Consider the following 20643-nt stretch of genomic DNA (forward strand, 5'->3'; position numbering starts at 1 on the left):
AAACTCAATACTTTAATACTTATTTTTCCGATAAACATTAAATGATATATGAAACATCATATTGTTATAGAGATTTATAGGGTGTTGTTTTACTTGCGGATATATAAAGGGGTATGTTGTATCATGTCGAAAACATCATTTATAACCAAGTTGCTTTACTTCTATCGTAAAGGAGATAGAGAATACGCCAAAATAAATATCAACCTAAAGAGGTGTTAGTAACATGAAAAATAAACGATGCGAGAATTGTGGTTCTACTACATTTAAAGAAGGAAGAGTTGGATCTGCTTATCATGCATATGTTTGTGAAGATGAATCTAGTAGATTCTTTTCAGGAGGGAAACGTTCCAAACTATTAACCACATTTTGTTTAGAGTGCGGTGAGGTGCAATCATTTAGAGTTGAAAAACCGGAGATATTTAAAGAATAAAATAATACTAATTACATATTATGCAGATGTTTATTAATGATACAGTAGGAATGATAACAACGGACGATTTCGCTACAACTAGAGTAAATACACCAATCATATTAATAAAAAACAAGAATAAGGTGTCTAAAAGACCCCCTATTTTGATCCAATAATGAGACATTATGTTAATCTTAATAGAATCTCTTTATAATATGTATAGTTGCACAAAATTGAGAAACTTAAGGAGACAGATAAATTTTATGAGGAAATTATTCATATTACTTACTTTAATTCTAGTATTAGCCAGTGTTACGGCTGCTTGTACACAAGATAAAAAAGATAGTGCCGTTGAAAATGGTCCAATAGAAGAACCAACCGCAAAAAATGAAAATGAAGAATTAATAAATTTTGAAGAAAAAGAAGATATGAGCCGCTTGGAACAAGGTATTTTATTAGTTGGTGAGAGTGTTAAGGGAGGCTATTACTCGGCCACCGTTCAAAATGCATATTTAAATGCTAACAACGATTCCGTCGTTGTTAATGTCTCTGTAAAAAATGTACGAGGTCAAATGATTGGACTATCAGAATTAAAATATAACTTAAAAGATGAAAAAGACGGAAAGGCCTATGAAGGCAAGGTGCTTGACCAAAACCCTTCTGATATACAAGTTAAACCAAATGAAACGGTAGAATTAAAAATAGCTTTTGAAGTAACAAGTACCGCAGATGAATATATGTTTTATATTGAAAGCTCTTTAGAATCTCTAGGAGCACACTGGAAAATCGATAAGCTGCAATCACAAAAAAACTAAGTCTCAAATACAATTTGATTGAAGAAATCTCTCAAATAAGCAAAAAGCACTGAAAGAAGTCTTCTACATATCAACTATATAAAAGTCCCTCCGCCTTAAGGCAGAGGGACTTTCTAATTACTATTTCAAACTACCCGCAATCTCCGTAAAGATAACCCCAAGCGCATGTGCACCTGCATCTGGATAGCCTAAGCTTCTTTCACCAACTGTACCAGCGCGGCCCATACGAGCTACGATTTCTTTCGTATACTCTGCTCCTTTAACCGCTGCTTCTGCTCCTTTTTCAAAGGCAGTTTTTATGTCTACTTCGTTTGAAGCACTGTCAATCCAAGCATCTACACATGGAGCAAGTGCATCAACAAGTGTTTTATCACCAACTACCGCTCCTCTTCCGAACGATCTTTCACCGATAGATTGTATGCCGTGAAGTGCCGCTTGCAATATTTCAGCGAACTCTTTGGCTGTTAACTCACGTTTTTCGCCTGCTGCTTTACTAGCTGCGCGGAATGCTCCGCCCCAAATTGGACCAGAAGCGCCGCCGCAATGTTCCATAATAATCATTGAACAACCGTCAAGGAATGATCCGATCGTTACATTCTCTTGATCTACAATAGAATGCCACTCACGCTTTAATTGCTTAAATCCTTTTGCAACACTCATTCCGAAGTCGCCGTCACCTGCATGTGTATCTAACTCACAGAACGGTACTTCATTTTTAATAATAATGTCACTCATTTTATCAACGAGATAAATCATGTTATTTAATGTAATGACATTATCTTTAATAACAGCGTGCTCTTCCGCTGTTTCTATTTCGAAGGAAACTTCCTTCTCTTCTACATCTTCAAGCACATTCACGTACTCTACACTTTCAACTGGTCCATCTACTTTAAACGCTGGTGTATTACACTCTTTCGATAACAACGTTTTTAGCTCGTCATCTAACTTCATCACTGTTAAAGACATACCAGCCATATCGATACTCGTCATATAATTACCGACGAATACTCTATTAATTTTAATGTTTCTATCAGCTAATTCTCTCGTAACTGCATTATTAAATAGATATAGTTCTTGCAGTGGTGTTCCGCCAAAACCATTTACTAGAAGTGCAATTTCTTCGCCGTCTTTTACTCCTAAATCTTTCATTAAATCATTTGTCATACGGTTAGCTAATTCATCTGCTGACAACATTTTTTCACGCTTAATTCCTGGTTCACCGTGAATACCTACGCCGTATTCCATTTCATCTTCCGCAAGTGTGAAAGTAGGTGATCCGCTCGCTGGAACTGTACAAGACGTTAACGCTAAACCGATTGTGCGCACGTTAGCCGCTGCTTTTTCCGCTACAGCTTTCACCGCTCCTAAATCCATACCTGCTTCCGCTGCTGCACCGGCAATTTTATGAACGAGAATAACGCCCGCAACGCCGCGGCGTCCTACTGTGTACAGGCTATCTTCTACTGCAATATCATCGTCCACTTTTACGTAATCTACTTCAATTCCATCTTCCGTCGCTAAATGCGCTCCGTTTTTGAAATTCATAATATCGCCGCTGTAATTTTTAATAATTAATAACGTACCTTTTTTACTCGCTGTCTCTTTAATTGCTTGATATACCTGAATTTGTGAAGGCGAAGCAAACACATCTCCGCACACTGCCGCATCTAACATTCCTTTTCCGACTAATCCTGCATGCGCTGGCTCATGACCACTACCACCGCCACTAATTAACGTTACTTTATTTTCATTCATTTCTTTCTTCTTAATGACTTTATATTTTTTCAAAAACTCAAGCTCTGGATGAGCCATCACCATTCCGTTGCACATTTCCATTACTAATGTTTCTGGTTTATTTATAATCTTTTTCATTGTGATTCTCCCTCAATTCCTTTAATATATTGTGATATATTTGAAATCTTCTTCTTACTACTCATGTTAAAATGAAAGCGTTTTATAGTAAACGGACAAAATGGACAATCTGTCTAAAGACACCGCTCTCATTTGTAGGTAGGATTTTCATATTACTAACATTCTAGGGATGATTAAGATGACCTCTTCTATAATTTCTAAAAAGATAATCGCGAATTCATTGAAACATTTAATGGAAACAGAGTCATTTCATAAAATATCAGTGAGCGATATTATGTTACACTGTCAAATGCGTAGGCAAACTTTTTATTATCATTTTAAAGATAAATTTGAACTATTAAGCTGGATTTATAGAGAAGAAACGAAAGAAAACATTATCGACTTTCTTGATTATGAAACATGGGAAAATATTTTTGATTTATTATTTGATTACTTTTACGAAAATCAAAAATTTTACCGAAATGCATTTAAAGTCATTGAGCAAAACTCGTTTAATCACTATTTATTTGAGCATACGAAAAACTTATATATGAAGATTATTGATGAACTATCGATGAGCTGTGGATTCAGCCTTTCGAATGAGACAAAAAATACGATTGCCTCTTTTTATAGTCACGGCTTCGTTGGGACGATAAAAGATTGGATTGAAAGTAAATGTGAAGTAGATCCGTCCATTATGTCTTCTCTCATGAAAAATATGATAAACAATCAATTACTACTATTACTGGAGCAATCAGCAAAGTAATTAAAGGGTGGCAAAAGCAATGAAAAAGATTATGAATGATGTAGAAAATATTGTTCAAGATATGCTGCATGGCTTTTATTTTGAACATAACGACAAAGTGAATTACGACGAAACAAATAACATCATTTATGTAAAAGATATCGAAAGACTGAAGCAAGACGTCGCTATTATAAGCGGCGGTGGTAGCGGACACGAACCAGCTGATATTGGCTATGTAGGAAACGGAATGCTTACGGCGGCAGTAAACGGCAGTATCTTCACTCCCCCTACAGTGGAACAAATTATTGCGGCAACTCGCCTCATGCCAAAAGATAAAAGTATTTTATTCATCATAAAAAACTTTAAAGATGACGTAGAAAACTTTTTAGCGGCAGAACAAATCGCCAAAGAAGAAGGAAGACAGGTTGACCACATCATCGTAAATGACGACGTTTCAATTGAAGATGATGCTTCTTTTAATAAAAGAAGACGCGGCGTAGCTGGCACCGTTTTCATTCAAAAAATAGTAGGCGCGGCCGCTGAGAGCGGTCATTCTTTAGAAGAACTAACAACACTTGGGCAAGCTGTCATCCAAAACTTACACACATTAGGAGTCGCTCTTTCACCTGCAAATGATCCAGTACAAGGAAAAGCTTCATTCACATTAAACGACGATGAAGTCTTTTACGGCGTTGGTATTCATGGCGAAAAAGGTTACCGCAAAGAAGCACTATCCTCTTCTGAAATATTAGCGATCGAACTTATGAACAAACTAAAAAGCATTTATCGCTGGAGAAAAGGTGACAACTTCGCCATCCTCATTAACGGACTCGGTGCGACACCATTAATGGAACAATACATTTTCGCAAACGACATTCGCCGTTTATGTGAGCTGGAAGGCTTACATGTGAAGTTCGTAAAGGTTGGTACCCTTCTCACTTCTTTAGATATGAAAGGTGTTTCGCTCAGTTTGCTTAAAATAGAAGATTCGGATTGGGTGCAGTGGTTGAAGGCGGATGTTAGAGCGAGTGGTTGGTAACAATAAACTAAATCTTATGATGATTGAACGTTTAGTAATCAAAAGTACTGACTTATATGAAGAATGTATAAATCTTAGGTATCTGTAAATAAATCGAAGCATACATACTATTTGCAAGTTATCCACCAGTTTCGAAATGCGGTTATCCAGTCGGAGAAAGGCACCTTAATGTGTCTTTTTTTTATTTTCAAAAGGACCTGCTCAATTATTGCGTAAAAAACATAAAGTAAATTGAATCCGTTAAAATACATGAGTGACCCCTTGTTTTCCCCTCTTATTAAAGGAGGAACTATTATGGGATTTGGTGGTAGTTGTGGCGGCTGTGGATTTTCTGGCGGCTTTGCTTTATTAGTAGTATTGTTTATTTTATTAATCATAGTTGGAGCTTCTTGCTTCTGCTAAACAAACTATCGGAAAAGACACTCTTATATGGGTGTCTTTTCTTTGTAAACTAAAAAGAATGAGAATGAAAGCCTTTGGTCATAATTACGACTAAAGGCTTTTTCTATATAAAAAATAAAATACTTACTTAAATTGTTTTTCACTTTACAAACTATATCCAAAAAGTTGGATAGTTCCTTTTACTACTCATATTATTAATAAATAAAGCAATAACTACAATAACAACGGAACCAACTAAAACCGGCGTTACTATATAACTCCAACTATTTGCTCCTAAAATAACGACAATTGGATCAGCCCCTGCCGGAGGATGCGTTGTTCTTGTTAACATCATAATAGCAATCGACACCCCGACTGCTAAAGCAATTGTCCAATATTCATTCCCAAACAAATGATATATTGATAGACCAATGAAAGTTGAAATCAAATGTCCTCCAATAATATTACGCGGCTGAGATAGCGGTGCATTCCAAACTCCAAACGCTAATACACAACTCGCTCCAAATGGAGCCATTAGTAATTCTGTAGAAGTTATACTCGTTAAATATGTTAAGGTGAGAATTGTTAAAAATCCCCCCAGTAGTCCCGTTAAAGAATCCTTTATATTTACTTGTAATGGACTTCTCCCTTTCCCTTTCATTTTTGCAAAATATCGTACACTTATTGGTTGAGCCTCTTTCTGCTTAGCTGCTGTTATATTATCCATCGTTTTCCTCCTTTATCGCGCTATTCGCAGGGATGGACATCCCACTGACTAAAGTTTCACTTTATTTACCAATAATTATAACCAGAATTAACTAACCTGTAAATATTCATTTTAGAGGTTAGTTAAAAGATACAAAAAAAAAAGAATCAACTGCTATAAGCTGATTCCTAAACCTCTTCAGATTTTCGAACCTGAAATTTTGCTGCTTTTTTCCGGTTCCCACATATTTTCATAGAACACCATTTTCGTTTTCCACTTTTATCTATAAATAATAAAACACAGTCGGGGTTTGAACACCTTTTAAGAGAAATAAGCTTATTTTCTGCTATTAACGTTAAAGCATCAAATGCAATTAACGATACAAGTACATCCTCAATTTCTCCAGCTGGGATAGGTACTAGACGCTGTTCAATGACTTTATATGTAAATGGTGCCTTCTCAATTTGTTTTTCTAAATACGCAATAAAATCATTAGAAATTTCGTGCAGATCAGCAATTGCCTCAAACTGTTTTCTCAGTACTTCTCTTACCTCTAATATGCTAGATGTAACTTGATTCACTCGCTCTTGAATTCCTATAAGTGTTTTTTCATTCCAAAAAGGAAGATTAGCCTTTATTACATGTAGCCATTCTAATACATCTTCATCTGTTATTAATAAATCATAACGTTGTCCACGCCTAACTAACTCTGTATTCACTAAATCTAATGAGAGATTTCCAGATATAAGCGGGAATTGTTTTGTTTCCTGCATGTACTCATCACCTACTCTTTAACCAATCATATTCTAAAGCAATATGACGGTGCAACTTTTTATAAATTCACATCCAGAAAAAAGCCCTCTTACTAGAACATCTCATCCACATTTAAAGGAATCTACATATACCTTCTTCCCTTAAAATCACTAAAACCCATTTACAAATCTATAAAAGTAGATATAATATCCTTATGGAACCTTTATTAATTTATAAAGCATTGTCAAATGAAACAAGATGTCAAATTTTATCATGGTTGAAAAATCCAGAAAACCATTTCGATGAAAAACCTTATCTAGAACAAGACCTTAACTTTCAAGTTGGCGTATGTGTAGGAGATATCCAGCTTAAAACTGGCTTAGCCCAATCGGTTATTTCTAGTTATTTATTAACTATGAAAAAAGCAGGATTACTAGAGTCTGACCGAATTGGAAAATGGACCTACTATCGTCGAAATGAAAAAACAATACGAGAGTTTTCTGAATACGTCCAAAACGAATTATAAAATGAAAGCTAATAATTAATCAGCATACTAATTGATTATTAGTTTTCACACATTCTGCTTTTTTACAGGTATCCAATGACTTTGTTATAAAATTGTACTGCCTATAAAAGCAAGAAACATCGAAAGGAGAAATTTTTTTAACATATCATATCTAGTTATTTAGATATCTGTTATTGTATTTCGAATTACATAATCCTGATAATATTGGCATCCAATCATACTTGTAATAATGCTTCTTTGTTAATGAATTTACTTTCAAAATACTGATACGAATGGAGAGTTTTCTAAATGAAAAAAGTAAATCCTTTACTTATTCTGACACTCGCAATAGGTGTGTTCGGAATTATTACTACCGAGATGGGTATTGTCGGCGTATTACCACAAATCACTCAAAAATTTGGAATTTCAACTACACAAGCTGGATTTTTAGTAAGTATATTTGCACTAGTTGTTGCTATTTCTGGTCCGTTTTTAATTCTGCTCGTCTCTAGTATTAATCGCAAAATAATTTTATTAACAGCAATTTTTGCATTTGTTATTTCAAATATAATCTACGCTTATACAACACAATTTGAAATCATGCTTATTTTTCGTATTTTACCGGCAGCACTTCACCCACTCTTCTTTTCAATTGCTCTTGTAACAGCTGCTAAACTTGTCCCTCCAGAAAAGAGCGGTCAAGCGGTTACAAAAGTTTTCATGGGAATTACTGTTGGCTTTGCTTTAGGTGTACCACTAACCTCTTACCTTGCAGACCAATTTTCACTCGAAATTGCTTTCTTATTCGGAGCGCTTGTTAACACTCTTGCATTCATTGGAATACTAATCCTACTTCCTTCTATGCCTGTTAAAGAAAAAATGTCTTTCGGCAAACAAATTCGTATACTCGGCAAACCAGGATTATGGTTGAATATTTTAACCGTCACATTCCTTTTTGCAGCCATGTTTTCCGTATACAGTTACTTCGCTGAGTACCTTGCCAAAGTAACTTCCATGAATGGATCTCTCATCAGTATCATGCTATTCATATTTGGCATAGTTATGATTTTAGGCAATCATTTATTTGGTAGTCTCCTGCAAAAAAGTATAGTAAATACAGTAATATTATTCCCTATCCTATATTCTATTGTTTACATATTGGTTTATTATTTAGGTTCCTACCTTGTTCCAATGATTTTTATCGTATTCATTTGGGGAATCGTACATGCTGGTGGATTAATTGTTGGTCAAACATGGTTAATAAGCGAAGCAAAAGAAGCACCTGAATTTGGTAATAGTCTATTCGTTTCGTTCTCCAATCTCGGAATTACTTTAGGAACAACTATTGGAGGCTGGTTCATTTCAAACTTAGGTATTCACCAGCTTATTTGGAGCGGATTCATTTTCACACTACTCTCATTTCTATTAATTATAATAAAACTAAAATTTTTCAATTCTAATAGCCAAGCTTCATTATCAAGTTAGTACATTTTCAGTTTCAAATTTTATAAACTAAAAAGTATAATGATCAAAGCCTTTAGCCATAATTACGACTAAAGGCTTTTTTGTATATAAAGTGAAACTTTACTCAGTGGGGGGGTTTTGTTCATCCCCCCACTGAGTATTAGCCTTCACCAATCAGGTTTTTACGGGCAGCAGGGCTCCCACCTAACTTCTTTGTTCCAGCTGAATTTTGAGGTGGGAGTTTTACTGCCCACAAATAGCGGGATAAAAATAAATCTAAAAGGAGCTAATTTTATGGAACATAATCAAAATGGAGTACTTGCTTTAATTGTTTTGTTTTTAGGATTAGTATTTTTCGTTAGTGGAATGGTTTATCATTTATGGGGTTCTTATTAATTTCAACTTTTAGAAAGATAAATAATTTAAAAACTAAAACGTATATTGTAATTATCGATATGGCATATTTCCAAAAACAACTTAACATGGTAAAATAATATTCGGACGGGAGTCCAATATTATTAAAATTAAGATGGTTCAAGTCGGAGAAAGGCACCTTAGGGTGTCTTTTCTTTTTTGTTAATTAATAGCTTGTTCTCTTCTAGGTAACTCTTTAAAATATAAATTTTAATAAAAAAGACGCTCATGCAGGATCCTTTCTATCCTCTTCATTATAATCAAGAAGACACTCTTTCATTATTTTTGTATCTCTCGGTAACCTTTTTTCAAACTTTGACCATCCTTCGAAGATCATTTTGTTTGGCAAAGGACACACAAATCCTGTAATATACTCCCAAAAAGCATCCCAGTTTTCCACGTACAAATCAGGAAACTCAAGCTTCTCTTTAAGAAGTAAATGCAATTCTTTTGCATTATAAATGTTGCTTACATCTATGACAATAATTGATTCATGTTCATTACTCAATTATATATATAAATCATACTTAGTTAAATTGGGTTGATTTTATAAGGAGTCAAAAACCTCTAAATGTTTATTTTATAATTATATAAATAATCCCAACATCTTCAAAAATTGATATAATGATACAATTATTTATAGCAATCAGGGAGATGTACAGCATGAACTATACACATATGCCAAAAGAAATAGGAATGATTAAGCGGACTCCATTCGCTTCAATACCGAAGAAATTCATCGGTATTGGTAAGATTGTTAAAAAAAAAACAAAAGTGGAGCGCCCTACATTAACCCAAGACAAACAAGAAATTATTGAAAACAAGTTACTATGTTCATTTCTTTCTGAAGAGAAGGTATTGATTACTTATTATAGAGATGGTCATTTACTTACTAGATATGTGACTGTAACTGACATAAATCCGATAAAGAATTTAATAACTTGCACTGATGCATCTTATAACAGAGTTTTCCTTAAATTTATAGATGTAATTGATTTGAGATAAAAAACATACAGTTTTTCAAATATACCCAGGAATAAAAATGAAAGAATCTTGTATTCTAGGTTAAATACAGATAGAGAAAAAGTGTAAGTTCTTGTGAGAATTAGCAAGATAAAGGCTGTTTGTTTAGGTTTTGGACTGTCTGTTATGGTTATCGAATTTACAAATACAAAAGAGGAACAGAACACAATAGAGAAAACTAAAGAAGCATTTAGATAATAGTTGAAAACGCCCGATTAAGGACGGCTTCAACTATTATCTAACTTTGATATATTCATACCACCATTTACCACCTGATCAAGTATCCACCCACCAAGTAATCTTATCTAACTCTGTATTAGGTAGGGCATCGGTTTGGATATAACATAGTCCAGAAAGTGAATCAACATTAACGCTACCTTTTATTCCTCGTTCTACCATAGCTTGAATAGCTTCATCTAAGGAGTTAGTATCGAATCCACCTGACTTAACGTATTGATATCCACATTAGAACCGCCGTTTCCTTCACAATTCCCAACAGTTTGTCCCGTTAGAGCGTATAGTCATACCCCCTCCTTATGGTAATTCCTTTTGTAAATCTCTTTATTTAAATGTATAATTGTATGAAAAGTTCTAAAACTTCGAATCGAGGTGAAAAGCATGAGAAGTTTTGGCTCATTAATGATCTCTACTATCTGCTCAATAATCCTTATAATTTGGAATGCCTATTCCTTCTATGATGGATTCACGATGGGACGTACGTATTACTGGGTTAATGGCATCGCAGCTGTTATCTTCTTTCTATTCTTTATCGTAAACATGCGAGAGATCTGCAAGAAAAACTATAGAACCTCAGAACAATAGGAGTTGATACATATGTGGAAAAAAATTAAGAATTATAGATTGAGCTTAAAAGATTTAAAGTTCATGTTATGGCTGTTCGGTATTACATGCTTTATATACAGCTACAATTTCATTGTAGGACTTGCTTTTGTCCACAAATTCCAAGTTTATGATTTAGGTGGTGCTATAGCGACATTCGCCGCATTTATGGATACTAGAAATAGGATTAAAAATAAAAATTATAAAGCAGCTTAATATAAAAAGGATCCTTTGCGGTTTCCTTTTTTCTATGTAAAATAAAAAAGCAGCGAATTCGCTACTTTAATTGTTTGTTGTTTGCTTCTATTTCTTCTTCATTAAATGATTTTTGTACATTTCTTTTTAAATCCAATCCTTTATAAACAAGTTCCTTGAACTCTTTCATAGATAATGGATCATTCAATACTTCCCATAATCCTATCAATTCTGTATATTTAGGTGTCTCCGTAACATACTCGTGTGATTTAACTGTTTCGAAGTGTCTATGGAATTCCCAATGACATTCTTCGCATAAATAGTAGAACCCGGAACACCTGTCATTTACACTCAAACTATTTTCTGTTCTATGGTTTCCTAGCCCCATTGTTATTCCTCGCTTTCTACTTGTAAATTTCTATTTTGATTGAATATGCAATATTTCATATTTCATTATTGTAATATTTCTTTATTAACTATCATTTTCTAGTTCATCATTAATATCCATTGATAAATCAACGTTTGTAATTTAATTCCTTATATTAAACCCCGACAAGATACTTTTAAACACTTTATTCAAATAATTATATTGGAATTTCTTGTTCTACAAATCTATACGTGTTTTGTGTATTATATAGCAGAAGAGTAAGGTAAGAGTTACTCTTTGCCATTTTAGAAAAGGTTCTGTTGGAGACAACAGGACCTTTTTTGTTCGAATTTCAATAAAACAATTCTTAAATTCCATCTCATTGGAAATAACTATATAATGAAACTGATTAAATATTAGGAGTGCTATTAATGTCTGATATAATCCGTCTCTTAATTATCATGATGATTGCAACCTTTTTATTTTCTTCCATAATAATGGAATTTAAAAACCCTCAAAAAAGCATGTTTTGGTTCTCAATTGAAGTCTTGTCTCTCCTCGGAGTTTTACTGCTAATAAAGGAATTTTTTATCAATCATATAACATAGACCCCTGAATAAAATTCAATATTCCGTCAATAATGCAGACAACCAATTAAGTTACTTTCTCCTTGTTCCCCCTTGGAGAACCGAGCAGTTAGCTTTTGCTGACTTTTCTTTTGTTTGAAATTAAAATAGCGTTTTTGTTCCAAATGATGCCCTCATTCATTTGGACACATTTACCAGTGTTTTTACCAAAAAATTCATGATATCGTTAATTAGTCGAGTACGTCATTACTTGACGATTACCCTTAGGAGCCCCGCAGACAATCGGGGTTTCTTTTATTTAAATCCATTTTCTCTTTTAGGGTGATATAGTCCTTAAGATCTTGTTAAACCAGTGCAATTACGGTTGGAACTTCATTCTGTTTGACACATATCCCCAGGCTATCTGGACATGATAAAAGATGAGGTGACTGACATGAAGGATAAAATATTAGAATTAGTACCAGGATCGGTAAAAAAATTACTCCAGAAAAAAGTTAAAGATGGAAACCGATGCATCATTGATTTGGTTGTGGATGATGCAACTGCTTATGGATTTGAACCGGAGCAAGTAATCCCCTGTATCATGGCGGGTTATTATGTTTATGAATCTACCACCTATCCCAGTGAAATGGAAGAAGAATTGAAGCTAAACTTGGTTTTTCATGCGGCCAATCGCTCGGCAATGAAGCTTCTGTCTTATGGGAAGTATAAAGCGAAACAATCGGAAAGTGGATGGATGAGATATACAAATCCATAAGGTTTACTTAACATACCCTAACTAGCTTGTTGAGCATGAGGCAACGTCACATGCCCATCGACTTGAGATTTTGAAATACCCCCAAGTATTTTGGTGAAAAAAAGCAACATTTAAGTTCCTTATGACATTTTTCTAATATAAGTTGTAACATTGCCTAAACAACAACTACCTTGTGGATTGTTTACTTCACAACCACATCGATTTTCTCTTATGTTTTCGCGAATATGCTCTACTGGATTAGGAGTAAATCCATTTTCTACATATTGTTTGATTTTTTCTTTTGTCCAATCAAAACAATAACAAATTGGTGTAGTTGCTGAGTCATCTTTTTGATTTACAGCTATCTTTATGTCAGATACAAAGTATTTTTTACTATTCGTATCAAAATAGACTACATCACAATCTTCGTTTGAACAAAAATAGTGATTTTCTTTAGCATTTAATGTTTCTAATGCAGATGGTTTAAGCAATGATTTTAGTGTAATCAACTTTACATTCTTAGCTTTATTTTTACATGATGGACAATGACCATTATTTTCAATTTTTATTCCTTTAAGGTTACTACAACAATCTTCCATTATTCTTCCACCTTTACAATTTATTATTTTTATAAATATTCTTCTGCTTTCTTTTCTGAATCTATTAAAGTTTCGATAATAAGATATTGCCTCTATCTCACCTCATATAAAGTATAAACCCTGTACCATAGTACAGGATCAAGGAAAGTATTATTTACTATATTATCGATTTACTTTCTTAAAATAAACTGTCATTATTCAATAAGCCTTTTTCAACAATATGCTCCGATTGCGAAATTCTAAAACTACATTTAGGGCGATTGACCTTTATCACCACGTAACTCTTTACTGCAACGTTTTACAAAAAACGCTGTTATTAAAATAATAATTCCTATACTCAAAACAAGTAATTGATCGAGTGCAATCACATCACGAAAAATCCAACGAGCAACAAAACCGAAGCTAGACATGCACACACATATAAAACCAAAATAATTTAACCATCTATGTACATTTTTCATTCTTCCCCCTCCTGTTTTTAGGTGTGAGTGCTGGCTAGTCGTGTGGTGATACCCCTTATAGAGCTTTTTCTTTTTTCTCAATGACCAACATTACTTAACATGGTAAAATAATATTCGGACGGGAGTCCAATATTATTAAAATTAAGATGGTTCAAGTCGGAGAAAGGCACCTTAGGGTGTCTTTTCTTTATTTTCAAAAGGACCTGCTCAATTATTGCGTAAAAAACATAAAGTAATTTGAATCCGTTAAAATACATGAGTGACCCCTTGTTTTCCCCTCTTATTAAAGGAGGAACTATTATGGGATTTGGTGGTAGTTGTAGTAGTAATTGTGGCGGCGGCTTTGCTTTACTAGTTGTATTGTTTATTTTATTGATCATTGTTGGAGCTTCTTGCTTCTGCTAAAAAACTATCGGAAAAGACACTCTTATATGGGTGTCTTTTCTTTTCATTTATATTTCAATTTCAAATATAGTAGAAACTCATTACAAGGCTAGTTATATATACCTTTCACCACATGTATCATTCTGAATAATTAAAAACAACTATTGAGAATTCCATATAGACCCATTACTGGTTAAAATGTTATAATTAAACCATCTTACATAGTTACTCATGTTCAGGATGAGTAACTAACGTCTTATTAAGTAATGCGCATAACTTAAATAAACAAGACACTGCAAAGTGTCTTGTTTATTTGTATCAAGTTTCCTTTTTATCCCAAAATAAATATAATAAAATGTAACATTTAATACATATAAAGAAAAATATAGATTTATTAAATCATTATGGCACCCATGAAAGTACTTTTATTTCGGAGGAACAAACTATGAACAAAAAGTTAGTAACATCATTATTATGTAGCACATTCTTATTTGGATTATCAGCTCGCAGTTCACATGATACATCTAGCATTGACACGAAAAACGAACAGGAGACTTCTAAAGAAACAAAAAATGATGAACTTAGCAACAAGGATTCTCAAAAAGAACTTCCCACCCATGGAGATTCTTCTGATGTATACATATCAATACGCTCTGCCGATTCATTAAATGTACCGAAAAACACGCAAGGATTAACGTTAAAAATTAATGGAGATATGCTGGATAAAGGGATCGAATTAAAAGTGGAATAGTCAAAAGAAAATGTAAAAGTGGCTTTTCTACAAAATAGATAAACCGCCTATCACAACTTATACTAACATAACAAAAAGTACAGCCTCTGTATTAACTACAGTAGACTGTACTTTTTCATTTATGATTTTGTATAACTCACTATAATAGGATTCCTTAGTTCTTTTGAGAAGATGCTCTCCAATCACGAAAAGATGTTGGAAACCCAGAATGTCCACGTTGCTTTGTAACAACTGGTTTCTCTTGAAGAGTAGTTGATTTCTCTTCAGGAATAGTTGGTTTTTCTTCAAGAATACTCAAAGCTGTTTGCATTTTCTCCAGCTGTTCTTTTAAAGCTTGCTGCTCAATCTTTAAATCCGTAAGTAAACGTAATATCATCTCAGAATTAGCCATAACGATCTCCTTTCCCCCAATGCACAGAATAAAATACCATATGTAATAAGCGGAATACTCGTGACAAAAATAAGTTCGTCAACTCTTTTAAAATACCGAGTACTTTTATTTTTTCAAAAGGACCTGCTCAAGTTTATCCGTAAAAACATAAAGTGATATAAATCCATTAATATATGGACTTTATGGAAGGAGGAGTTAATATGGGCTATGGTGGTAGTTGTGGAGGCTATGGTGGTAGTTGTGGTGGAGGCTGTGGTTTTGGCGGTGGATTCGCCTTACTTGTTGTGCTCTTTATCTTATTAATCATCGTTGGAGCTAGCTGTTGGGGCGGCGGATTCGGCTGCTAATAAGAGGCACTCTTGAGAGTGTCTTTTTTTTATTTCTCAATATAGGGCTAACATATATGTGTTACTATCAAAAGGCGAGATTCCCTAAGCGTAATATAGTAGTTTACCAACTATGAAAGCCACTGTCACAAGAAAACAGTAGGCTTTTATTTTGTTATTTAACAAGATTAAAACATGAATTGCCATTTCCCCTCAGTAACATTTTTAAATTGACATAGCACTTCATGCACCATATACTGTTAACAACAGTATACTGTCATTAACAGTATATATTCTAATTCATTCTAGGAGGTATATTCATGAAACATACAGGAAGACATACAGGTGCATTTCTTTTGTTATTTTTAGCAGAAGGTGATAACTATGGCGGACAGCTACTTCAGAAATGTGAAGAAGAACTTCCGGTCAATCCAATTGATAGTGCCATCCTTTACCGCACGCTGAAGAAATTAGAAAACGAAGGCGCTATTGAATCTTATGTAAGTACATCCGTTCCAGATAAACCGAGAAAGATGTACAAAATTACTAAGACCGGCAAAGAACAATTAGCAGATTTTCAAATAGATATTGAGGAAAAAATGAAAAACTTAACCTTTTTCTTAAACAAATATAAAGACTTAAAGGAATCTAATCATGATTAATGGCGCTATCCTTTACACTTTGGCCATTATTCTTACGGGGATTTCTTTTATGAAGGATCGGAATAAAACGAAATTTGCCCTATTAAAATCATGGAAAATATTTCAAAACCTTCTCCCTGCCATGCTCTCCATTATGCTTTTCGTTGGACTATCACTTTCTATCTTAACGCCGTCCTTCATCTCTTCCATCATTGGAGAACAGTCTGGATTTTTAGGTATTATTTATTCAGCACTACTCGGATCTGTGGCACTTATCCCAAGCTTTATCGTGTTCCCACTTGGTAATACGTTAGTACAGCACGGCGCGGGTCTTCCTCAAGTTGCGGCACTCATGTCTACACTAATGTCAGTAGGAATTACAACCTTGCCTATGGAACAAAAGATATTCGGACGAAGCTTTGCTTACGCTCGTAATGCATCTGCATTACTCATGTCACTCCTATTCTCATATATCATTTGGGTGGTGATGGTATGAAGGAACTAAAAAGATATCGCTTCTTTTTCATTTTGCTGATTGGACTTATCATTCTAACTTTTATAAACCAATCTTTAGGATGGAGCGCATTACAATTAACGGGGAATAGCATTTTAGATATGTTGTTTCTACTCCCCCCTGTCCTAATATTTGTAGGGTTACTTGATCAGTGGGTGAAGAAAGAAACACTAATGAAATACATGGGAGAAAAGTCCGGCATATATGGAATATTATTCTCTCTATTATTAGGCGGAATTGCAGCTGGTCCCCTCTATGTTGCCTTTCCAATTGCAGCACTACTATTAAAAAAAGGCGCCAGCATTAGGTACATCGTATTTTTCTTAGGTGTTTGGACAACTGCGAAATTACCGATTATGGTCTATGAATTTTCTTCATTCGGAGCTACCTTTACGCTCATTCACATTTGCTTCGGTCTGTTGTTCTTCTATGTAATGGGCATCGTTTTTGAGAAGTTTTATGATCAACGGCAGTTGTTGCAGTATGATATTACGAAAGAAATGTAAAAAGACATCTTTATCTTGTAAAGATGTCTTTTTAATATGAACCTTAATTTTCGTTCTGTAAAACCCTCGTTGCCTTTACTCCCTTTTTCTCTTCTTTTAAAAACAACGATACGATAAACGCAACAATGATAAAGATTAAACCTAGTGTAAATGCACCCTGGAATCCCGATGTTAAACCGTTTAACTTCTCTACTGGATCCATTGGATTTGCTGAGCTTTCCATATACTTAGTTGTTCCTGAAGACATTTTCGAAATAAAGATAGCTGTACCAATTGCGCCAGCTACTTGCTGTAACGTATTAAACAGTGCTGTTCCGTGCGGATATAAATCTGGTGTTAATTGATTTAATCCATATGTTTGTGCTGTCATTACAAACATGAGCCCGACCATTAATACGCTATGCATGACAATAATTTGTACCATTGATGTATCAGGAGTAATGCCTTTAAATAAGAACATTGCAATACCTACTAACACAATACCGGGAACGATAACAACTTTCGGGCTAAATTTATCAAATAGTTTACCTGCGATTGGTCCCATTATGGCGCTAATAATACTTCCTGGAAGCATTATTAGTCCTGATTTAAATGCTGTAACGAGTAAAACTGTTTGCAAGAACATCGGTAATAAAGTCATCGTTGAAAATAACGACATCATCACAATGACGATTAATCCAACTGATATTGTAAACATCGGAACTTTAAATGCACGTAATTCTAAAATTGGATTCTCGATTTTTAATTGTCGAACGACAAAAATACATAGTGATATAAGCCCAACAAGTAAAGTGCCATACACTTTCGCATCAGACCATCCTAAATCACCCGATGCACTAAAGCTATACACAAGCCCGCCGAATCCTAATGTCGATAAAAGAATAGATGGATAATCCACTTTTGGCCTTGTTAACTCTGAAACATTTTGAATGTACTTCATCCCAATCATAATTGAAATGATCACGATAGGAATAACAATATAGAATAACCAGCGCCAATTTAATGAATCCACAATTACTCCAGATAATGTAGGACCAATTGCAGGAGCAGACATCATCACAAGTGCGATTAATCCCATTGTGGCACCACGTTTTTCAGGCGGACAAATAAGTAAAATCGTATTCATTAATAACGGTGAAATTAACCCCGTCGCTACAGCTTGGACGATACGGCCAACTAATAAAATAGAAAATGTCGGTGCGAATCCCGCAATTAATGTACCGACTAAAAACGTTACCATAGCGATCAAGAACATTTGTCTCGTTGTGAGCCATTGCTGAAGTAAAGCTGTAATTGGTACTAAAACCCCAACCACTAACATGTAAGCTGTAGACAGCCATTGAATAGTTGAAGCTGTTACGTCGAATTCTTTCATTAATACAGTTAACGCATTACCAAGTAATGTTTCGTTTAATAATGCAACCATTGTCCCTAAAAGTAATGCGATTAAAATCGGGGTATGTTTCATATTAGAAGTATCAACTTTGCCACTTGTGGGGCTCTTTGTTGTCATATTCATTTACAGATTCTCCTCCTGTTTCTTACTTAAAAAAATTTAAATACACCGGAACACATGTAATATAATATACATATGTAGATTAAAAAGGGAGAATCAATTTAAAGCCATTGTATATTTAATCTACAAAAAAGGAGAATTGTAGATGAACGATAATGAAAAACAGCTTGATTTACGTATTAGACGTACACATAAATTACTTTGGGATTCCTTATTTGAATTAATGACGCAATCAAAACAGAAATATAGTACCATCACGATTAACCAAATTTGTGACCTTGCGATGGTACACCGAACAACTTTTTATAAACATTTTGAAGATAAAGATGCTTTATTAGCATTTGGATTTAAACGCTATGGCAAGATGATTGCTGAAATACCGATTTCAGATCGATTAAGTAAACCATTTCAAGTAATGGAACAATTTCTACATCATGAAGAAATCGGTAAAATATTAGAAACGCAAATGTCTGATGAACAATTTATTAACCGGACACAGTATTTAAGTCATGAAACGAGAAAACAAGAAATAGAAGCGTTAAATCAACTGTGTAAAAATCATACGATGTCCAATGATTTAATCATTGAATTTTATTCAGGGGCAATCACCTCATTAAGTGCGTGGTGGTTTAAAAATGAAAGAAGCGTTTCTGCTGCTGAAATGGATAGGTATCTCCACCAACTTATTAACCGGGATATTTTTCAGTTTGAAAAGGAATAGTATTACAACTTTTAGATCATGTAATCAAATTGACCATAAAATAAGAATATGATATATTTTCGGTAGAATACTATTTAAGTATGACATCGAATGGAATTGCGTATATTAAAAGAAGAGATGCGCTAACATCTCTTCCCTAACTGCTACGGCTTAGGGTGGTGGTTATTATAAGTTATTTCTTTTTGCGGAACCCACCCTTTTGCTTGTGACGGCGCGGAGTGGGTTTTTTGTTGTCCTTATCCAGGAACTGCTTCCACAAAAAATACGCTGAAACTTCGCGCACAGTCGCTTTCACAAATTCTTTTACAAGATCAAACAAAAACTCCATATTATCACCCCCTTTCCTTCCAAATAGAAAGAAGGGATAACCACCCACCCTCACAATACGCAGTTAACTTTATTTTATCAAATGATTGTAAAGATATTATGTAAACAAAACAAATGAAATTTTACATAGAAAAAAAACCTTCTAAACTGGGCTTTTATATAAACACTATTATTTACCAATCTTCTTCAAATCCGCACTTTCAATGATTGAATGAGAATATCCATCTTTCCCAACTCGCACCATCGCTCTTCCTAATTGTTCAGAAGTTATAACACTGCCGAATCGCTTCAAAAGAGGGTTAAACGGCTTCATCACATCGTACATCAATTGGTACAGTTTCGTTTTTGATTTCACACCATTTGCCGGAATGATCAATCCTGGTCTAAACATATACGCAGCTTTAAAAGGTAAACGCAACAATTCATTTTCCGTTCTTTCCTTCACTCTCGCCCATATCGTACGTCCTGATTCTGTACTATCTGTGCCGCTACCAGATACGTAAATGAACGTCATGTTTGGATTTAACTTCGCTAATGTTTTTGCGGTAGATAACGTTAATTCGTACGTAACTATAGAATAAAACGTCGATAAATTTCCGTTACAAATATTCAGAATTAATATTAAAATAAACAATGGGGATAGGGGTATGGAATCATAAATTATACATAACGAGGG

29 protein-coding genes and 1 pseudogene are annotated in these 20643 nt (G+C 34.3%); 18 read left to right on the forward strand and 12 right to left on the reverse strand.

Annotated elements, in window-relative coordinates; translation table 11 throughout:
* Nucleotides 1-223: 223 nt before the first annotated feature.
* Together JFU18_RS10555 and JFU18_RS10560 are read left to right on the forward strand one after the other, a co-directional pair.
* On the forward strand, nucleotides 224-430 hold the full coding sequence (locus tag JFU18_RS10555) for a hypothetical protein (RefSeq protein WP_002035364.1): 207 nt from the start codon (nucleotides 224-226) through the stop codon (nucleotides 428-430).
* A 242-nt stretch (nucleotides 431-672) separates the two neighbouring features.
* Entirely contained in the window at nucleotides 673-1224 is a 552-nt protein-coding gene (locus JFU18_RS10560; protein WP_201032584.1) for a DUF4352 domain-containing protein, read from the forward strand.
* A 120-nt stretch (nucleotides 1225-1344) separates the two neighbouring features.
* Here the strand turns inward: JFU18_RS10560 and dhaK are convergent, their stop codons facing one another.
* Nucleotides 1345-3096, reverse strand: a complete 1752-nt coding sequence (dhaK, locus tag JFU18_RS10565; RefSeq protein ID WP_201032583.1) for a dihydroxyacetone kinase subunit DhaK — start codon at nucleotides 3094-3096, stop codon at nucleotides 1345-1347.
* Nucleotides 3097-3274: 178 nt separating this feature from the next.
* Here dhaK and dhaS point away from each other — a divergent pair, with 178 nt between their 5' ends.
* The 3 genes from dhaS to JFU18_RS10580 all read left to right on the forward strand — a co-directional run bounded on the left by dhaS (nucleotide 3275) and on the right by JFU18_RS10580 (nucleotide 5261).
* Nucleotides 3275-3841: a dihydroxyacetone kinase transcriptional activator DhaS gene (gene dhaS / locus JFU18_RS10570; RefSeq protein ID WP_088265675.1), complete on the forward strand. Its 567-nt coding sequence runs from the start codon at nucleotides 3275-3277 to the stop codon at nucleotides 3839-3841.
* 19 nt (nucleotides 3842-3860) lie between these two features.
* Nucleotides 3861-4859, forward strand: coding sequence for a DhaKLM operon coactivator DhaQ (dhaQ, locus tag JFU18_RS10575; protein WP_201034798.1), 999 nt, complete (start codon nucleotides 3861-3863; stop codon nucleotides 4857-4859).
* A 294-nt stretch (nucleotides 4860-5153) separates the two neighbouring features.
* Nucleotides 5154-5261 (forward strand): YjcZ family sporulation protein, encoded by a 108-nt coding sequence (locus tag JFU18_RS10580; protein WP_000505673.1) that lies wholly within the window; start codon nucleotides 5154-5156, stop codon nucleotides 5259-5261.
* Between the two features lie 151 nt (nucleotides 5262-5412).
* Here JFU18_RS10580 and JFU18_RS10585 read toward each other — a convergent pair whose 3' ends face one another.
* Nucleotides 5413-5967 carry an HPP family protein gene (locus tag JFU18_RS10585; RefSeq protein ID WP_201032582.1) on the reverse strand — a complete coding sequence of 185 codons (555 nt, stop codon included), beginning with the start codon at nucleotides 5965-5967 and terminating at the stop codon, nucleotides 5413-5415.
* A gap of 167 nt (nucleotides 5968-6134) precedes the next feature.
* Nucleotides 6135-6719: a CGNR zinc finger domain-containing protein gene (locus tag JFU18_RS10590; protein WP_201032581.1), complete on the reverse strand. Its 585-nt coding sequence runs from the start codon at nucleotides 6717-6719 to the stop codon at nucleotides 6135-6137.
* Nucleotides 6720-6913: 194 nt separating this feature from the next.
* Here JFU18_RS10590 and JFU18_RS10595 point away from each other — a divergent pair, with 194 nt between their 5' ends.
* Both JFU18_RS10595 and JFU18_RS10600 read left to right on the forward strand, forming a co-directional pair.
* Nucleotides 6914-7225, forward strand: a complete 312-nt coding sequence (locus tag JFU18_RS10595; protein ID WP_000433539.1) for an ArsR/SmtB family transcription factor — start codon at nucleotides 6914-6916, stop codon at nucleotides 7223-7225.
* A gap of 288 nt (nucleotides 7226-7513) precedes the next feature.
* Nucleotides 7514-8689 (forward strand): MFS transporter, encoded by a 1176-nt coding sequence (locus tag JFU18_RS10600; RefSeq protein WP_002140622.1) that lies wholly within the window; start codon nucleotides 7514-7516, stop codon nucleotides 8687-8689.
* Nucleotides 8690-9308: 619 nt separating this feature from the next.
* Here the strand turns inward: JFU18_RS10600 and JFU18_RS10605 are convergent.
* Nucleotides 9309-9590 carry a barstar family protein gene (locus tag JFU18_RS10605; RefSeq protein ID WP_201032580.1) on the reverse strand — a complete coding sequence of 94 codons (282 nt, stop codon included), beginning with the start codon at nucleotides 9588-9590 and terminating at the stop codon, nucleotides 9309-9311.
* A gap of 155 nt (nucleotides 9591-9745) precedes the next feature.
* On the opposite strand from JFU18_RS10605, the gene JFU18_RS10610 reads away from it, so the two are divergent.
* On the forward strand, nucleotides 9746-10087 hold the full coding sequence (locus JFU18_RS10610) for a YolD-like family protein (RefSeq protein ID WP_201034797.1): 342 nt from the start codon (nucleotides 9746-9748) through the stop codon (nucleotides 10085-10087).
* 294 nt (nucleotides 10088-10381) lie between these two features.
* Here JFU18_RS10610 and JFU18_RS29645 read toward each other — a convergent pair.
* Nucleotides 10382-10626: pseudogene (locus JFU18_RS29645) on the reverse strand (N-acetylmuramoyl-L-alanine amidase C-terminal domain-containing protein); the annotation flags it as partial.
* A gap of 97 nt (nucleotides 10627-10723) precedes the next feature.
* Between JFU18_RS29645 and JFU18_RS29845 the strand changes: the two are divergent.
* Together JFU18_RS29845 and JFU18_RS10620 are read left to right on the forward strand one after the other, a co-directional pair.
* Nucleotides 10724-10927 carry a hypothetical protein gene (locus JFU18_RS29845; protein ID WP_080019748.1) on the forward strand — a complete coding sequence of 68 codons (204 nt, stop codon included), beginning with the start codon at nucleotides 10724-10726 and terminating at the stop codon, nucleotides 10925-10927.
* A gap of 12 nt (nucleotides 10928-10939) precedes the next feature.
* Complete coding sequence (locus JFU18_RS10620) at nucleotides 10940-11161, forward strand: hypothetical protein (RefSeq protein WP_002125677.1); 222 nt, start codon at nucleotides 10940-10942, stop codon at nucleotides 11159-11161.
* A 61-nt stretch (nucleotides 11162-11222) separates the two neighbouring features.
* Here the strand turns inward: JFU18_RS10620 and JFU18_RS10625 are convergent, their stop codons facing one another.
* Nucleotides 11223-11528 carry a hypothetical protein gene (locus tag JFU18_RS10625; RefSeq protein WP_033706480.1) on the reverse strand — a complete coding sequence of 102 codons (306 nt, stop codon included), beginning with the start codon at nucleotides 11526-11528 and terminating at the stop codon, nucleotides 11223-11225.
* 999 nt (nucleotides 11529-12527) lie between these two features.
* On the opposite strand from JFU18_RS10625, the gene JFU18_RS10630 reads away from it, so the two are divergent.
* Nucleotides 12528-12851, forward strand: coding sequence for a hypothetical protein (locus tag JFU18_RS10630; protein WP_002064068.1), 324 nt, complete (start codon nucleotides 12528-12530; stop codon nucleotides 12849-12851).
* 119 nt (nucleotides 12852-12970) lie between these two features.
* Here JFU18_RS10630 and JFU18_RS10635 read toward each other — a convergent pair whose 3' ends face one another.
* Both JFU18_RS10635 and JFU18_RS10640 read right to left on the reverse strand, forming a co-directional pair.
* Nucleotides 12971-13429, reverse strand: coding sequence for a putative iron-sulfur cluster-binding metallochaperone (locus JFU18_RS10635; protein ID WP_201034796.1), 459 nt, complete (start codon nucleotides 13427-13429; stop codon nucleotides 12971-12973).
* A gap of 251 nt (nucleotides 13430-13680) precedes the next feature.
* Nucleotides 13681-13890 carry a hypothetical protein gene (locus JFU18_RS10640; RefSeq protein ID WP_002134715.1) on the reverse strand — a complete coding sequence of 70 codons (210 nt, stop codon included), beginning with the start codon at nucleotides 13888-13890 and terminating at the stop codon, nucleotides 13681-13683.
* Nucleotides 13891-14190: 300 nt separating this feature from the next.
* Between JFU18_RS10640 and JFU18_RS10645 the strand changes: the two genes are divergently transcribed.
* Nucleotides 14191-14295, forward strand: coding sequence for a YjcZ family sporulation protein (locus tag JFU18_RS10645; RefSeq protein ID WP_075310385.1), 105 nt, complete (start codon nucleotides 14191-14193; stop codon nucleotides 14293-14295).
* Nucleotides 14296-14719: 424 nt separating this feature from the next.
* A complete protein-coding gene (locus JFU18_RS10650) occupies nucleotides 14720-15025 on the forward strand; it encodes a hypothetical protein (protein ID WP_201034795.1) in 306 nt (101 codons plus the stop codon).
* A gap of 154 nt (nucleotides 15026-15179) precedes the next feature.
* Here JFU18_RS10650 and JFU18_RS10655 read toward each other — a convergent pair whose 3' ends face one another.
* Complete coding sequence (locus JFU18_RS10655; RefSeq protein ID WP_002140614.1) at nucleotides 15180-15416, reverse strand: hypothetical protein; 237 nt, start codon at nucleotides 15414-15416, stop codon at nucleotides 15180-15182.
* 200 nt (nucleotides 15417-15616) lie between these two features.
* Here JFU18_RS10655 and JFU18_RS10660 point away from each other — a divergent pair, with 200 nt between their 5' ends.
* The 4 genes from JFU18_RS10660 (at nucleotide 15617) to JFU18_RS10675 (ending at nucleotide 17403) form a co-directional block, all read left to right on the forward strand.
* Entirely contained in the window at nucleotides 15617-15763 is a 147-nt protein-coding gene (locus JFU18_RS10660) for a YjcZ family sporulation protein (protein ID WP_000540380.1), read from the forward strand.
* Between the two features lie 299 nt (nucleotides 15764-16062).
* Complete coding sequence (locus JFU18_RS10665) at nucleotides 16063-16404, forward strand: PadR family transcriptional regulator (protein WP_050000900.1); 342 nt, start codon at nucleotides 16063-16065, stop codon at nucleotides 16402-16404.
* On the forward strand, nucleotides 16397-16879 hold the full coding sequence (locus tag JFU18_RS10670; RefSeq protein WP_050000899.1) for a hypothetical protein: 483 nt from the start codon (nucleotides 16397-16399) through the stop codon (nucleotides 16877-16879). The genes JFU18_RS10665 and JFU18_RS10670 overlap by 8 nt, the downstream gene beginning before the upstream one ends.
* Nucleotides 16876-17403 (forward strand): permease, encoded by a 528-nt coding sequence (locus JFU18_RS10675; RefSeq protein WP_002087271.1) that lies wholly within the window; start codon nucleotides 16876-16878, stop codon nucleotides 17401-17403. The genes JFU18_RS10670 and JFU18_RS10675 overlap by 4 nt, the downstream gene beginning before the upstream one ends.
* A 43-nt stretch (nucleotides 17404-17446) precedes the next feature.
* Here JFU18_RS10675 and JFU18_RS10680 read toward each other — a convergent pair whose 3' ends face one another.
* Nucleotides 17447-18922: an MDR family MFS transporter gene (locus JFU18_RS10680; RefSeq protein WP_201034794.1), complete on the reverse strand. Its 1476-nt coding sequence runs from the start codon at nucleotides 18920-18922 to the stop codon at nucleotides 17447-17449.
* 142 nt (nucleotides 18923-19064) lie between these two features.
* On the opposite strand from JFU18_RS10680, the gene JFU18_RS10685 reads away from it, so the two are divergent.
* Nucleotides 19065-19640: a TetR/AcrR family transcriptional regulator gene (locus JFU18_RS10685; RefSeq protein ID WP_201034793.1), complete on the forward strand. Its 576-nt coding sequence runs from the start codon at nucleotides 19065-19067 to the stop codon at nucleotides 19638-19640.
* Between the two features lie 172 nt (nucleotides 19641-19812).
* Here the strand turns inward: JFU18_RS10685 and JFU18_RS10690 are convergent, their stop codons facing one another.
* The gene (locus tag JFU18_RS10690) at nucleotides 19813-19968 is read right to left on the reverse strand and encodes a hypothetical protein (RefSeq protein ID WP_201034792.1); all 156 of its coding nucleotides are present in this window, start codon (nucleotides 19966-19968) and stop codon (nucleotides 19813-19815) included.
* A 168-nt stretch (nucleotides 19969-20136) separates the two neighbouring features.
* A complete protein-coding gene (locus JFU18_RS10695; RefSeq protein WP_242486492.1) occupies nucleotides 20137-20481 on the reverse strand; it encodes a Rossmann-fold NAD(P)-binding domain-containing protein in 345 nt (114 codons plus the stop codon).
* Nucleotides 20482-20643: the final 162 nt, after the last annotated feature.

The organism is Bacillus sp. TH22, from assembly GCF_016651015.1.
Lineage (GTDB): Bacteria > Bacillota > Bacilli > Bacillales > Bacillaceae_G > Bacillus_A > Bacillus_A mycoides.